The sequence below is a fragment of the Pseudomonas sp. MD330_10 genome, assembly GCF_042610415.1.
Taxonomy (GTDB): domain Bacteria; phylum Pseudomonadota; class Gammaproteobacteria; order Pseudomonadales; family Pseudomonadaceae; genus Aquipseudomonas; species Aquipseudomonas rhodesiae.
Window position 1 is genome coordinate 71,848 of the sequence record NZ_JBHGZU010000014.1, and the last position, 15,111, is coordinate 86,958.

Consider the following 15,111-nt stretch of genomic DNA (forward strand, 5'->3'; position numbering starts at 1 on the left):
ATTCCGAAGGTGTGTCAACATCTTTTTCGTAGCTAACCCTATGAATATGCGAATTTTTTATCGAGGGCCACATCACTCGCAGTTTTTGCATGGCTGGCAGCCGATTTTCAACTCAGGTAGGATCGACGCACTCGTAAAAAATATAAAACAGAGGTTCCAGGATGGCGAACACCCCCTACCCCCAGTCGTATTACGCCGCTTCCGCCAACGCCGTTCCCCCTCGCCCAGTGCTGCAAGGCGAGGTCGAAACCGATGTGTGCGTAATCGGCGCCGGCTACACCGGCCTGTCCAGCGCGCTGTTCCTGCTGGAGCACGGCTTTCGCGTGACGGTACTGGAGGCCGCGAAAGTGGGTTTCGGCGCCTCGGGCCGCAATGGTGGACAGATCGTCAACAGCTACAGCCGCGATATTGACGTGATCGAGCGCAGCGTTGGGCCCAAGCAGGCGCAGTTGCTGGGGCAAATGGCGTTCGAAGGTGGCAGGATCATTCGCGAACGAGTGGCCAAGTATCAGATTCAGTGCGACTTGAAAGACGGTGGAGTTTTCGCCGCGCTCAACAGTAAGCACATGGCCCACCTAGAGTCGCAAAAGCGTTTGTGGGAACGCTACGGCCATACACAACTGGAGCTGCTGGACGAGCGCCGTATCCGCGAGGTGGTGGGCTGCGAGAACTACGTAGGGGGTTTGCTGGACATGAGCGGCGGCCATATTCATCCGCTCAACCTGGCATTGGGCGAAGCCGCCGCCGTGGAATCCCTGGGTGGCACGATCTACGAGCAATCGGCGGCGGTGCGCATTGAGCGTGGCGCGAATCCGGTGGTGCATACGGCCGAAGGCAAGGTCAGAGCCAAGTTCATCATAGTCGCGGGCAATGCCTATCTGGGCAACCTGGTGCCGGAGTTGGCGGCGAAATCGATGCCGTGCGGCACCCAAGTCATCACCACTGCGCCGCTGGGCGATGAGCTGGCCAAGTCGCTGCTGCCGCAGGATTACTGCGTCGAAGATTGCAATTACTTGCTCGACTACTATCGCCTGACCAGCGATAAACGCCTGATCTTCGGTGGTGGCGTGGTGTACGGCGCGCGTGATCCAGCCAACATCGAGGCGATCATCCGACCGAAAATGCTCAAGGCCTTCCCACAACTCAAGGACGTGAAGATCGACTACGCCTGGACGGGCAACTTCCTGCTGACGCTGTCGCGCTTGCCGCAAGTCGGGCGCCTGGGCGACAACATCTACTATTCCCAAGGCTGCAGCGGCCATGGCGTGACGTACACGCACTTGGCAGGAAAGGTACTGGCGGAGGCTTTGAGAGGCCAGGCGGAGCGTTTTGACGCATTCGCCGACCTACCGCACTACCCGTTCCCAGGCGGGCAACTGTTGCGTACGCCGTTTGCGGCAATGGGGGCCTGGTATTACGGGCTGCGGGACAAGCTGGGTTTCTGAATAGGTCGTTGGAGCCGGTTCGCCGGCTCCAGCATTCGTTCCAAATCGCACAAACAAAAAACCCCGGTCTTTCGACCAGGGTTTTTGCTATCGGATCAAAACAGCTTTTAGCTTGCTTTGTGCTTCAAGGCGTTCAGTGGGCCTTGACGCAGATATGGCGCAGCGGACGGGACTCGAACCCGCGACCCCCGGCGTGACAGGCCGGTATTCTAACCGACTGAACTACCGCTGCGTATCGCTTGACCGGCAGAGCAACATCTCTACCGTCATTAAACGTCTGACTGATCAACCTTGGCTGTTCAATCTCAGGCCCGATGTATCAGACCTGGAAAATATGGCGCAGCGGACGGGACTCGAACCCGCGACCCCCGGCGTGACAGGCCGGTATTCTAACCGACTGAACTACCGCTGCGCGTCGGTGCAACCTTTAACGTTGCGTCCTGCCCGAAGGCAAAACTCTCAAGAAGTGGTGGGTGATGACGGGATCGAACCGCCGACCCTCTGCTTGTAAGGCAGATGCTCTCCCAGCTGAGCTAATCACCCTTTGCTTCGTTGAGGCCGCGAAATTTACGCAGGTAGCAGACCTAAGTCAATAGCCCGCTTGAAGTTTTTCCGAAAAAGACAAAATTGCTTCAAGACAGCCCTGCGCCCTACTCGCTGTAAATCATCCTCTTGCTCATGCCACCGTCCACGACGAACTCTTGCCCGGTAACAAACCCGGCCTGACGCGACAGCAACCACGCCACCATCGCCGCCACATCCTCCACCGTGCCGACCCGGCCGGCCGGATGCTGAGCATGGTCGGCGTCACTCAACGGCTCGGCGCGCCGCACCGCAGGATCACGCGCATCGATCCAGCCAGGGCTGACGGCATTGACCCGCACTTCCGGCCCCAAGCTGATAGCCAGCGCGTGGGTCAGCGCCAGCAGCCCGCCCTTGCTCGCCGCATAGGCTTCACAGTCCGGCTCCGATTGCCGCGCACGGGTCGAGGCCAGATTGACGATTGCGCCACCGTGGGCACGCAGGTAGGGCGCACAATGCTTGGCCAGCAACATCGGTCCACTGAGGTTAACCGCCAGCACACGATTCCAGTACGCCAGATCCAGGCTTTCCAGCGTAATGTTATGCGGATCGGCAACCGCTGCATTGCACACCAGGGCGTCCAGGCGCCCGAACTGCCCGAGCACTTCGGCAACCCCTTGGGCGACCTGTTTCTCGTCAGCCACGTCCATGCTGATAAACCAGGCGTTATCGCCCAACACCTTGGACACCTTGGCACCGCGCTCACGATCAAGGTCCGTCAGCACAACTTGCCAACCCTCACTGATCAACCACGCCGCGATACCCAGGCCAATGCCCCGCGCCGCGCCAGTCACCAGCGCAACACGGCCGTTACTGGCTACCGCGGCTTCCATGGCCCACTCGATCACAAGACCGCCAGCCCGCGAGCCAGGTCGGCCTGCAGGTCGGCCACGTCTTCCAGGCCGACCGCGATGCGGATCAGGCTGTCACGGATACCGGCCGCTTCCCGCTCCTGCGGTGCCAAGCGTCCGTGGGACGTAGTGCTCGGATGGGTAATGGTGGTTTTGCTGTCACCCAGGTTGGCGGTGATGGAGATCAAACGAGTCGCGTCGATAAAGCGCCAGGCGCCGTCCTTGCCGCCCTTGACCTCAAAACTCACTACAGCGCCGAAACCACGCTGCTGGCGCTGGGCCAACTCGTGCTGCGGATGGCTCTTGAGGCCCGCGTAGTGAACCTTCTCGATGCCGTCCTGCTGCTCCAGCCACTCGGCCAAAGCCTGAGCGTTGGCACAGTGGGCCTTCATGCGCAGGCTGAGGGTCTCCAGGCCCTTGAGGAAGATCCAGGCGTTGAACGGGCTCAGGGTCGGGCCGGCGGTGCGCAAAAAGCCCACCACTTCCTTCATCTGTTCGCCGCGACCAGCCACTACACCGCCCATGCAACGACCCTGGCCGTCGATGAACTTGGTCGCCGAATGCACCACAACGTCCGCACCCAGCTTCAGCGGCTGCTGCAAGGCTGGCGTGCAGAAGCAGTTATCGACCACCAGCATTGCACCTTTGGCATGCGCCACTTCGGCCAGGGCGGCAATGTCCACCAGCTCGGCCAACGGGTTGGACGGCGACTCGACGAACAACAATTTGGTGTTGGCCTTGATGGCCGCGTCCCAGCCGGACAGGTCCGCCAAAGGCACGTAGTCCACTTCGACGCCGAAGCGCTTGAAGTATTTTTCGAACAGGCTGATGGTCGAGCCAAACACGCTACGTGACACCAGCACATGGTCGCCGGCGCTGCACAAGCTCATCACCACCGCCATGATGGCTGCCATGCCGGTCGCGGTGGCTACCGCCTGCTCGGCGCCTTCCAGGGCCGCAATGCGCTCTTCGAATGCGCGTACGGTAGGGTTGGTGTAGCGCGAGTACACATTGCCCGGCACTTCACCGGCAAAGCGCGCAGCGGCATCGCCAGCGGTACGAAACACATAGCTGGAGGTGAAGAACATCGGATCGCCGTGCTCACCTTCCGGCGTGCGATGCTGGCCGGCGCGCACAGCCAGGGTATCGAAAGCTACGCCATCGAGGTCGCTGTCCAGCCGACCGGCATCCCATTCCTGACTCATGCTGCCACTCCTTACTCAATACGGTATTTAAGATACAAAACCGGCCCCTCAGGGCCGGTGTCTACTCAGTTGTTGTACAGATCGATGATCGCACTGACCGCCTGGGTCTTGATCTTCGACGAGTCGTTACGCGCCTGCTCGATCTTGTCCAGGTACGCCTCGTCGACGTCCCCGGTCACGTACTTGCCGTCGAACACGGCGCAATCGAACTGGTCGATCTTGATCTTGCCGCCACCGACCGCTTCGATAAGGTCCGGTAGGTCCTGATAGATCAGCCAATCGGCGCCGATCAGATCAGCCACGTCCTGGGTCGTGCGGTTATGGGCGATCAGCTCATGGGCGCTCGGCATGTCGATACCGTACACGTTCGGATAGCGCACGGCGGGTGCGGCGGAACAGAAGTACACGTTCTTCGCCCCGGCTTCGCGGGCCATCTGGATGATCTGCTTGCAGGTGGTGCCGCGCACGATGGAGTCGTCCACCAGCATCACGTTCTTGCCGCGGAACTCCAGCTCGATGGCGTTGAGCTTCTGACGCACCGACTTCTTGCGTGCTGCCTGACCCGGCATGATGAAAGTACGGCCGATGTAGCGGTTCTTGACGAACCCTTCGCGGAACTTGACGCCCAGGTGGTTAGCCAGTTCCAGCGCAGCGGTACGACTGGTGTCCGGAATCGGGATCACCACGTCGATATCGTGCTCGGGACGCTCGCGCAGGATTTTCTCGGCCAGTTTCTCACCCATGCGCAGGCGCGCCTTGTACACCGACACACCGTCGATGATCGAATCCGGACGCGCCAGGTAGACGTGTTCGAAGATGCACGGCGTGAGTTTCGGCGCCACGGCGCACTGACGGGTGTGCAGCTTGCCATCTTCGGTGATGTACACCGCTTCACCCGGCGCGAGGTCGCGAATCAGGGTGAAGCCCAACACGTCCAGGGATACGCTTTCCGAGGCGATCATGTACTCGACGCCTTCGTCGGTGTGACGCTGGCCGAACACGATCGGGCGGATGCCATGGGGGTCGCGGAAACCGACGATGCCGTAGCCAGTCACCATGGCCACTACCGCATAGCCACCTACGCAACGGTTATGCACATCGGTGACCGCGGCAAACACGTCCTCTTCGGTGGGTTGCAGCTTGCCGCGCTGAGCCAACTCGTGAGCGAACACGTTGAGCAGCACTTCCGAATCGGAGCTGGTGTTGACGTGGCGCAAGTCAGATTCGTAAATCTCCTTGGCCAGTTGCTCAACGTTGGTGAGGTTACCGTTGTGCGCCAGGGTGATGCCGTAAGGCGAGTTGACGTAAAACGGTTGGGCTTCGGCCGAAGTGGAGCTGCCGGCAGTCGGGTAGCGCACATGGCCAATGCCCATGTGTCCGACCAGCCGCTGCATGTGACGCTGATGAAACACGTCACGTACCAGGCCATTATCCTTGCGCAGGAACAACCGGCCGTCGTGGCTGGTCACAATACCGGCAGCATCCTGGCCGCGGTGCTGGAGGACGGTTAGCGCGTCATACAGCGCCTGATTGACGTTCGACTTACCGACGATACCGACGATGCCACACATGCGACGCAACCCCTACTTAATGGATCTTGACTGAGTACCGCTTACTGAGGCGTTTTGGCCGGTAAGAGGTGCTCCTTGAACGGCATATCAGCGGGTACGCTGATGCCGCTGGCCAGCCACTGACTGCTCCACCCCAATATGAGGTTCTTGGACCAATCTGCAACCAATAGAAATTTTGGCACGAGTACCGACTCCTGCCACCATGCATCCTGCTGTACCGGCCCCAGGCTCAACAGCCCGACCGCCACGACCACCAGCAACGCACCACGCGCGGCGCCGAAGGCCATGCCGAGAAATCGATCGGTCCCGGAGAGGCCGGTGACGCGTATCAACTCGCCAATAAGATAATTGACCATTGCCCCCACCAGCAGCGTGGCGATGAACATGATGGCGCAGCCCGCGATGACGCGAGCCGAAGGTGTCTCGATGTAACCGGCCAGGTAAACCGACAGTGAACCACCGAACATCCAGGCTACGACTCCTGCGATGATCCAGGTCAGCAACGACAGGGCTTCTTTGACGAAGCCGCGGCTGAGACTGATCAAAGCGGAGATGGCGACGATTGCGACAATCGCCCAATCAACCCAGGTAAATGGCACGTTTGAGCCTACGGACGGATAAGGCGGCGCATTTTAGCAGAGCGTCAGGCTGTCGGTAAGCGGTGATTGCAGCTGCTTAGCAAATCAATGGTTTGCGACGCCCATGACAAACCAATGTGGGAGGAGGCTTGCCTCCGATAGCGGGCCAGTCATTCGTCGACTGCTACACCGCCATCAGATTCCCCCCTCCCACACTCAGACCGATTGGTCGGCTTGGATCAGCCACGCTCAGGCTGGAAACGGGTCACAAAACCTTTAAGACCCTGTTGACGATCGAGCAAATCGCGCAAACGATCGGCTTCGGCACGCTCGATTAACGGCCCGATAAATACCCGATTCTTGCCGTCAGCACTGCGGATATAGGCGTTGTACCCTTGAGCCCGCAGCTTTTTCTGCAAGGCGTCGGCACCGTCGCGATTGCCCAGGCTGGCCACCTGGATTGACCAGCTGATCGACAGACCATTGGCATCGATACGGCTCTGCCCCACGTCCGGCTTGCCCGGGGCGGCGGGCTGTGGCGCCACCGGCTTGGGTGCCGGCGCGGGCGCCGCAGGCTTGGCAGCTGCGGTCGCTGGCGCAGGTGCCGGAACAGGCTTGACCACCGGCACGCTTGGCTGCACCGGCATCGACGGCGCCTGTTGCGTCGCCAGGTCTTCCTCGCTTGGCACAGGTTCTTCTTCCGGCAAAGCTTGCGGCTCAGGCACCACCACCGGCTCAACCTGTACCTGCGGCACTGCCGGCGCCTGAGGCGCAGCCGGGGCCTCGACCACCACCTGGCGCTGTTCGTCCTGGCGGGAAAACAGCATCGGCAGGAAAATCACGGCCAACGCCACCAGCACCAGCGCGCCGACCATCCGCTGCTTGTAAGCGCTATCCAGTAATGCCATGTGCAGCTTCCTCCGTGGAGCGCCGGGCCAACCACTCAAGCGCCTCGGCAACACAATAAAATGATCCGAACAACAGAATCTCGTCCTCGGGCATTGCCACCGCACACTGCGCCTCAAGGGCTGCGATGACGCCTGTATACGACGTCACCGGTGCACCAAGGTTCTGTAGCGCCGCCGCCAATTCCGCGGCCGGACGACTGCGCGGCGTATCCAACGGTGCTACCGCCCACGCCTGGACGCTGCTCAGTAGAGGCGCAATCACCCCATCAAGATCCTTGTCGGCCAGCAACCCGAAGACCGCAAGACGTCGCCCGACCGGCGGCGTGCGCGCCAAGCGGCGCGCCAGGTATTCGGCGGCGTGGGGGTTATGCCCCACGTCCAGCAGCAGATTCAAGCGCTTGCCTTGCCATTGGACCACACGACGATCCAGGCGCCCGGTCACCCGGGTCGACAACAAGGTCGCAGCAATCTGCTCGGCATTCCACGGCAGATCCATTAGCAGATAGGCTTGCAGCGCCAGCGCAGCGTTTTCCATCGGCAGATTCAACAGCGGCAGGTCACCCAGCGTCACGACCTGTCCACGCGCATCACGCCCCTGCCATTGCCAGTGCCGCTCGCCAATCTCAAGTTTGAATTCACGGCCTCGCAGGAAAAACGGGCAATCCAGCGTGCGCGCTTTGTCCAGCAATGGCTGCGGCGGGTCAAGATCGCCGCACAGCGCAGGCTTGCCCTGGCGGAAGATTCCGGCCTTCTCGAACGCCACGGATTCCCGTGTGTCGCCCAGATAATCGGCGTGATCCACGCCAATACTGGTGACCAGCGCCAGGTCGGCATCCACCACGTTAACCGTGTCCAGGCGCCCGCCCAGGCCCACTTCCAGCACCACCACATCCAGCTGTGCACGCTCGAACAGCCAGAACGCCGCCAGAGTGCCCATTTCGAAGTAAGTCAGGGAAATATCGCCACGCCCGGCATCAAGCGCGGCGAAGGCGTCGCACAGTTGCGCATCGGTGGCTTCGACGCCATTGATCTGCACCCGCTCGTTGTAGCGCAGCAGGTGCGGCGAGCTGTACACGCCCACCTTCAGGCCTTGGGCCTGCAGCAACGCGGCGACAAAGGCACAGGTAGAGCCCTTGCCGTTGGTACCGGTCACCGTGATTACGCGCGGTGCCGGCCGGCCCAACCCGAGGCGGGCCGCTACCTGTTGCGAGCGCTCCAGGCCCATGTCGATGGCGGAAGGATGCAACTGCTCAAGGTAGGCGAGCCATTCGCCCAGGGTTCGTTGGGTCATAGGTTTGCAGGCACCGGCGGCACCACGATCGGCTCGACCTTGGGCGCAACGTATACCGGCGTCGGCAAGCCCATCATTTGCGCCAGCAGGTTACCCAGGCGCGGACGCAGTTCGCCGCGCGGAATGATCATGTCGATGGCTCCGTGCTCCAGCAGGAACTCGCTGCGCTGGAAACCTTCGGGCAGCTTTTCGCGCACGGTCTGCTCGATCACGCGCGGGCCGGCAAAGCCGATCAGGGCTTTTGGCTCGCCGACGATCACATCACCCAGCATCGCCAGGCTGGCGGAAACGCCGCCGTAGACAGGGTCGGTCAGCACGGAGATAAACGGGATGCCTTCTTCGCGCAGACGCGCCAGCACTGCGGAGGTCTTGGCCATTTGCATCAGGGAGATAAGGGCTTCCTGCATACGCGCACCACCAGAGGCGGCGAAACAGATCATCGGGCAACGGTTTTCCAGCGCATAGTTGGCGGCGCGTACGAAGCGCTCACCAACGATCGCGCCCATGGAACCGCCCATGAAGGAGAATTCGAACGCCGACACGACGACCGGCATGCCCAGCAGCTTACCGCTGACGGAAATCAGCGCGTCTTTCTCGCCGGTCTGCTTTTGTGCGGCGGTCAGACGGTCCTTGTACTTCTTGCCGTCGCGGAACTTGAGGCGGTCGACCGGTTCCAGATCGGCGCCCAACTCATTACGGCCATCGGCGTCGAGGAAAATGTCGATGCGGGCGCGGGCGCCAATACGCATGTGGTGGTTGCACTTGGGGCAAACGTCCAGGGTCTTTTCCAGCTCGGGGCGGTACAGCACCGCGTCGCAGGATGGGCACTTGTGCCACAGACCTTCAGGAACCGAGCTTTTCTTCACCTCGGAACGCATGATCGAAGGGATCAGTTTGTCTACTAACCAGTTGCTCATGCTTTCTTTCTCCAGTACCGGTGGCTTGAACTCAGCCCCGCGTATGCCCTTGAGCTAAATTCATATGTGGCGATGACACAGACTGGACGGGGTCAGACGTTCGACCTGCCATTTCCAGCCAGTGCCCTCAGCCTTCCAGACAACCTGCCAACGCAAGGTTGCCACTTCGTTTCCGAGCCACCCACAGGCGGCGTCGGGCTGTTTTACACAGTGGTAGTTATGGACGGCGGCAGACTGCCAGCCGTCACATCCCGCCATTGCTGTCGCGCACGGCCTGCATGAACGCGCGAATCTTGCTGTGATCCTTGATGCCTTTGGCCTGCTCCACCCCACCGCTGACATCTACCGCATAGGGCCTGACTTGCTGGATGGCCGCACCGACATTCGCTGGGGTAAGCCCGCCGGCCAGGATGATCGGTTTGCTTAGCCCTTGCGGAATCAGCGACCAATCGAACGCCTCGCCCGTGCCGCCCGGAATACCTTCGACGTAGGTGTCCAGCAATATGCCCCGCGCACCGGCATAGGCGGCGCAGGCACTGGCGATGTCATCGCCGGCCTTGACTCGCAGCGCCTTGATGTAAGGCCGCTGATAGCTTTCACATTCTTCGGGGGTCTCGTCGCCATGGAATTGCAGCATGTCCAGCGCCACGGCATCCAAGGTTTCGTTGAGTTCGCAACGGCTGGCGTTGACGAACAACCCCACGGTGGTTACGAACGGCGGCAAGGCGGCAATGATGGCCCGCGCCTGCAACACATTCACCGACCGCGGGCTTTTGGCATAAAACACCAGGCCGATGGCATCCGCCCCCGCCTCGACGGCTGCCAGCGCGTCTTCTATGCGGGTAATCCCGCAAATCTTGCTGCGAACGGCTGACATGTCGTAGAAACCTCGGGGTTGGACCGCGAAAGTCCCGGATGGTAACAAAAGCTTTTCCGGGCGTCAGCCGCCAAGTTCGCTGAAGCCGGTCAGGAAGTGTGGCCCGATAAAACGCTCCGGCAGCTCGAATTCGTCCCGGTACTCCACTTGCACCAGATACAGCCCGAACGGGTGCGCCGTCACACCCCCGGTACGCCGGATGCGGCTTTCCAGCACTTCCTTGGCCCATTCCACCGGACGCTCGCCGGCGCCGATGGTCATCAACACGCCAGCGATATTGCGCACCATATGGTGCAGGAACGCACCGGCACGGATATCCAACACAATCATCTTGCCGTGACGGGTCACACGCAGGTGATGAACTTCCTTGATCGGCGACTTGGCCTGGCACTGGCCGGCACGAAACGCACTGAAGTCATGCACGCCAACCAAATGTTGTGCCGCCTCGGCCATGCGTTCGGCGTCCAGCGGGCGGTGGTTCCAGGTGATCTCTTCATTGAGGTGGGCCGGACGGATCTGATCGTTGTAGATCACGTAACGGTAGCGCCGGGCGATGGCTTTGAAACGCGCGTGAAAATGCGCGGGCATCACTTTGGCCCAACTGACGCTGACGTCATGGGGCAAATTGATATTAGCGCCCATGACCCATGCCTTCATTGAGCGCTCGGCCTGGGTATCGAAATGCACCACCTGGCCGCACGCGTGGACGCCGGCATCGGTGCGCCCGGCGCACATCAGCGACACCGCCGAGTCGGCGACTTTGGACAGCGCATTCTCCAGGGTTTCCTGCACCGTCGGCACGCCGGACGCCTGGCGCTGCCAGCCGCGATAGCGCGAACCTTTGTATTCAACGCCCAAGGCGATGCGGTAAAAGCCTGCGGCCGCCATTTCGGCGGCCGCGTTATCTATATTTGCCAAGAACTGAGAGCCTGATGAGTTGCGCAAAGGCGGCCATTATAAGGCCGCACGCCACATACGCCATGTGTTTGGTGGGCTGCAAAGCAAAACGGCGACCCGAAGGCCGCCGCTGCGTCAATGGCCCGTCATCAAGCCAGCCGACCGAGCATCTCTTTGGCCTCGCCGCGCTGCACCTCGTCGCCCTCGGTGAGCACTTCGGAAAGGATGTCCCGCGCACCATCCGCATCGCCCATGTCGATATAGGCCTGGGCCAGGTCGAGCTTGGTCGCCACTTCATCGGTGCCGGAGAGGAAGTCAAACTCTGGCTCATCATCACCCAGCGCGGCGTCCTGCGCCGTGAAGGACGGGTGCTCAAGGCTCTGGGACAGGCGATCCAACTCAGCGTTGACGTCGTTCAGCTCCGAAGCGAACGCATCCGGCTTGGCCGCTGCCTCGGGTTCGTCCGCCAAGGACAAGTCGAAGTCCTCCGGCAGGTCGAAGTCGTCCAGGGCCGCAGGCGTCAACGTTGGCGGCTCTACGGCCGGCACGTCCTTCATCTCGCTTTCCAGACCCGAAAGGAAATCGTCGTCCGACTGCGCCGACGCTGGCGCGTCCAGCTGCAAGTCGAAATCCGCCAGCTCATCCGGGGCGGCCTGGGCTTGGGTTTGCTCCTTGAGCAGGGATTCGAAGGTCTGCTGATCGTCCTTGAGTTCGGCCGGGGATGCCGACTCCAGCTCGTCCAGGCTCAGATCGAAATCCGTATCGAACGCTTCCGGCTGCTGCGCGGGCTTATCTTCCAGCAACTCCTTGACGTACTGAGCGTCAAGGGCAGCGGCGGCCACCGCGGCACTGACCCCCGCGGCCAGCACAGCCATCGCCGGGAAGCGCGCCTTGAGCTGCTCGACCTGGGCGTGGTTTTCACCGTTGGCCACCAGTTGACGCTCTTGGGTGACGAAGCCGTCTTTGTCGTTTTGCAGGCCGTAGACCTCCATCAGCTTCAGGCGCAGATCGCTGCGCTTGGGCTCATGCTTGATCGCCTGCTCCAGTACATCGGCGGCCTGATTGAGCAGGCCGCGATCAATATGGGACTGAGCCAACGCCAAGGCGTCATTGGCGTTTTGCGGCGCGACCGCCGCGGCCAGGGGCGACAGCACGGACGCAACCGACGGTGCCACCACCGGCGCGCTCACCGCAGCAGGCGCGGGCGCAGCAGCCAGTTTGACGTTCGGTGGTGGCACCTCCAGGCCTTCAAAACTGTCCGGCGGCAGGTCCTGGTCGATATTGGAGGTGAATTCCGGTTCTTCGGCCAGGGCTCGCGCCATGCGCAGGTGCTTTTCTTCTTCGCGGCGAGCATTGCGATGGCGCAATACCAGCAGCAAAAGCAGCAGTGCAATCAAGGCCGCGGCACCGCCGACCACACCCAGGACGATCGGGTTGGTCAGCAGCTCATTGAACTTGCCTTCGGTGGCGGCCGGTGCCGCATCCGTCTTGATCGGTTCAGACACCGGGGCCACTGGGGTCGGTGTAGTCGGTGTGGTCGGTGTGGTCGATGCAGCAGGAGCAGCCGGGGTGGCAGCGGGGTCGGCGGCCAGTTGGGCCGACATCGCCGGCGCTGCGGCGGCAGGGTCCGCTTTTTCAGCCTGGAGGCGAGCCAACTGATCGTTCTTCAGTTGAATCAGCTTTTGCAGCTTGTCCAGTTGGCTTTGCAGGTCGGCGGCGCGGCTTTTCAGCTCTTCGTTGTCGCGGCGCGTGGTGTCCAATTGCTCTTGGGTCATCGCCAACTTGTCGCTCAGGGCCTGGCTGTCGCCAGCCTTACCCTTGCCGCCTTTCTTGGCCGCTTCGGCAGAGACCAGGCTCAGGTTGTCCTTGGCATTGGTGGTCGCCGGGGCATTGCCCGTCTGGGTGCGTTTGGTGGCGTCCAGCTGCTGCTTGCCGGCGGCCTGGTTCGCCGCCGTGCGACGGCCCTGACGCCAGGCCTCGTTCTGCGCCCTGACTTCGGCGATCGCCTGGGGTTGCGGCAGTGCGGTACTTTGAACCGCGTCCGGCAGGCGCAGCACCTGGCCGGTTTTCAGCCGGTTGATATTGCCGTCGACGAACGCGCTCGGATTAAGTGCCTGGATAGCCAGCATAGTCTGTTGGACCGAAGCGCCATTGCGATGCTTTTCGGCAATTTCCCACAGGGTATCGCGGGAGGTGGTGGTGTGCTGGGCGGGCTTGCTCACGGCCGGCGCACTCAGGCGCGGCGCCGGGGCTGCGGTGGTGGCGGCCGGCTGATCGAACTTGGCCGGGTCAAGCAGCACGCTGTAGTCACGCATCAAACGGCCATTGGGCCATTGCACCTGCAACAGGAAACGGATGTAGGAATCGGGCAATGGCTTGCTGGAGGTGACGCGCACCACACTGCGACCATTGGGATTGACCACCGGGGTGAACGTCAGGTCATCGAGAAACGCCTGACGATCGACGCCGGCATCCACAAACGCCTGTGACGACGCCAGGCTCGGCGTGATCTCGGACGCCGTGAGGCCGCCGACATCGAGCAATTCGATTTCCACCGACAAGGGCTGGTTCAGCTTCGACTTGAGGGTCATTTCCCCCAACTGGAGCGCCTGCGCCATACCGGAGGACAGCGCCGAGGCGGCCGCTATTGCTAACACCAGTTTGCGAACTTGAACCATAGCCTCATCCTTTGTTTGAACGCTCCCCGGCCTGCGAGAAGGTTGGTAACCGCTGCCATAAAAGGCATGGCGAGCCGATAGGTCACCGACACGCAATTGTTCCTGCTTGGGGCCAAGCATAGCGCCTGGTTAGAATCAATCTACAAATTGCCGCCAAGTATCTTTTACACAAGGCCTTTTATCAACAACTGCGCCAGCTGCACGGCGTTGAGCGCCGCGCCTTTGCGTACGTTATCTGACGTCAGCCACAGATTTAGTTCCGCCGGGTCATCCACACCGGCACGCACACGCCCGACATAGACCACATCCTGGCCCACCGCATCGCCGACTGCCGTTGGATAATCGCCCTCCTCTACAAGCTCTATCCCAGGCGAGGTATCGAGAATGCGATTCACCGCAGCGAGATCGACCGGCGCCCCCAATTGCAGCGAGACAGTCAGGCTATCGCCAAAAAACACCGGGGCTTGAACGCAGGTTGCGGAAATCTTTAGCAATGGTAAATCCAGCACGGCGCGCAGTTCGTGTACCAGGCGCTTTTCCAGGGCGGTATGACCTTGAGCATCTGGCGTGCCGACTTGCGCCAAGAGGTTAAAGGCCATCTGGCGATCGAAAAACTTTGGCTCCAATGGCCGCGCATTCAGCAATTCGGCGGTTTGCCGGGCCAGTTCACTGACGGCTTCGCGCCCCTGTGCCGACACCGCCAGATTAGCTGTGACGTTAACCCGCTGGATATCCAGCAAGCCACGCAACGGCGCCAGGGCCACCGCCAGGTATGTGGCGGATGGGCTCGGGCTGCTCAGCAGGAACGGTTTGCCCAGTCCATCGAGCAGATGGGCATTGGCCTCAGGCACCACCTGCGGCGCCTGCTCGGCGGGCAACGCGCCCGACAGGTCGATCACCGAGCAACCCGCGGCGGTGGCGCGCGCAGCGAAGCTCATGGTCACGGCCGGGCCGGCGGCGAAAAACGCCAGGTGCGCTTTGCTGAAATCGAACTCGTCGACCTCTCTGACCCGCACGTTCTTGCCACGAAACGGTACCGAGGCCCCTGCGGAGTTGCTGCCCGCCAGCAGATACAAGGTGCCCACCGGAAACGCCAGTTCTTCGAGAATCTGCACCAGGGTTTCACCGACGGTGCCGGTGGCGCCGATCACGGCGACTTCAAAGGTCTGGGTCATGGGGGTTGCCTCGGGCATTGCGGGGGGAGCGGCACTTTACCGGGTGGCTGGGGGCGAGGCAATTGGTGTGGGGGTGTGGTGGAGCGGATGGCGCTATCGGGGGCAAGCCCCCTCCCACAGTGGAATGTATTCACAA

General features: G+C 61.6%; 12 protein-coding genes and 3 tRNA genes. 1 reads left to right on the forward strand and 14 read right to left on the reverse strand.

Features of this window, described 5'->3' with window-relative positions; translation table 11 throughout:
* The first annotated feature begins 161 nt into the window (after positions 1-161).
* Positions 162-1,445, forward strand: a complete 1,284-nt coding sequence (locus ACFZPT_RS20035; protein ID WP_034099147.1) for an FAD-binding oxidoreductase — start codon at positions 162-164, stop codon at positions 1,443-1,445.
* 155 nt (positions 1,446-1,600) lie between these two features.
* Here ACFZPT_RS20035 and ACFZPT_RS20040 read toward each other — a convergent pair.
* The 14 genes from ACFZPT_RS20040 to ACFZPT_RS20105 all read right to left on the reverse strand — a co-directional run bounded on the left by ACFZPT_RS20040 (position 1,601) and on the right by ACFZPT_RS20105 (position 14,975).
* Positions 1,601-1,677: transfer RNA gene (locus tag ACFZPT_RS20040), tRNA-Asp, on the reverse strand.
* 103 nt (positions 1,678-1,780) lie between these two features.
* A tRNA-Asp gene (locus ACFZPT_RS20045) sits at positions 1,781-1,857 on the reverse strand.
* A 55-nt stretch (positions 1,858-1,912) separates the two neighbouring features.
* Positions 1,913-1,988: transfer RNA gene (locus ACFZPT_RS20050), tRNA-Val, on the reverse strand.
* 107 nt (positions 1,989-2,095) lie between these two features.
* Entirely contained in the window at positions 2,096-2,860 is a 765-nt protein-coding gene (locus tag ACFZPT_RS20055) for an SDR family oxidoreductase (RefSeq protein WP_034099148.1), read from the reverse strand.
* A gap of 11 nt (positions 2,861-2,871) precedes the next feature.
* Positions 2,872-4,083 (reverse strand): O-succinylhomoserine sulfhydrylase, encoded by a 1,212-nt coding sequence (locus ACFZPT_RS20060; protein WP_034099149.1) that lies wholly within the window; start codon positions 4,081-4,083, stop codon positions 2,872-2,874.
* A gap of 65 nt (positions 4,084-4,148) precedes the next feature.
* Entirely contained in the window at positions 4,149-5,654 is a 1,506-nt protein-coding gene (gene purF, locus ACFZPT_RS20065) for an amidophosphoribosyltransferase (RefSeq protein ID WP_034099151.1), read from the reverse strand.
* 41 nt (positions 5,655-5,695) lie between these two features.
* On the reverse strand, positions 5,696-6,253 hold the full coding sequence (locus tag ACFZPT_RS20070; protein WP_034099153.1) for a CvpA family protein: 558 nt from the start codon (positions 6,251-6,253) through the stop codon (positions 5,696-5,698).
* A gap of 218 nt (positions 6,254-6,471) precedes the next feature.
* Entirely contained in the window at positions 6,472-7,140 is a 669-nt protein-coding gene (locus ACFZPT_RS20075; RefSeq protein WP_034099155.1) for an SPOR domain-containing protein, read from the reverse strand.
* The gene (folC, locus tag ACFZPT_RS20080) at positions 7,124-8,431 is read right to left on the reverse strand and encodes a bifunctional tetrahydrofolate synthase/dihydrofolate synthase (protein ID WP_034114428.1); all 1,308 of its coding nucleotides are present in this window, start codon (positions 8,429-8,431) and stop codon (positions 7,124-7,126) included. Before folC ends, ACFZPT_RS20075 begins: the two co-directional genes overlap by 17 nt.
* Positions 8,428-9,348: an acetyl-CoA carboxylase, carboxyltransferase subunit beta gene (accD, locus tag ACFZPT_RS20085; RefSeq protein ID WP_034099158.1), complete on the reverse strand. Its 921-nt coding sequence runs from the start codon at positions 9,346-9,348 to the stop codon at positions 8,428-8,430. Before accD ends, folC begins: the two co-directional genes overlap by 4 nt.
* Positions 9,349-9,592: 244 nt before the next feature.
* Positions 9,593-10,225, reverse strand: a complete 633-nt coding sequence (locus tag ACFZPT_RS20090) for a phosphoribosylanthranilate isomerase (RefSeq protein ID WP_034114430.1) — start codon at positions 10,223-10,225, stop codon at positions 9,593-9,595.
* A gap of 63 nt (positions 10,226-10,288) precedes the next feature.
* On the reverse strand, positions 10,289-11,113 hold the full coding sequence (gene truA, locus ACFZPT_RS20095; protein WP_034099162.1) for a tRNA pseudouridine(38-40) synthase TruA: 825 nt from the start codon (positions 11,111-11,113) through the stop codon (positions 10,289-10,291).
* A gap of 158 nt (positions 11,114-11,271) precedes the next feature.
* A complete protein-coding gene (locus ACFZPT_RS20100; protein ID WP_099312060.1) occupies positions 11,272-13,800 on the reverse strand; it encodes a FimV/HubP family polar landmark protein in 2,529 nt (842 codons plus the stop codon).
* A 164-nt stretch (positions 13,801-13,964) separates the two neighbouring features.
* Positions 13,965-14,975, reverse strand: coding sequence for an aspartate-semialdehyde dehydrogenase (locus ACFZPT_RS20105; RefSeq protein WP_034114434.1), 1,011 nt, complete (start codon positions 14,973-14,975; stop codon positions 13,965-13,967).
* Between the last annotated feature and the right edge of the window lie 136 nt (positions 14,976-15,111).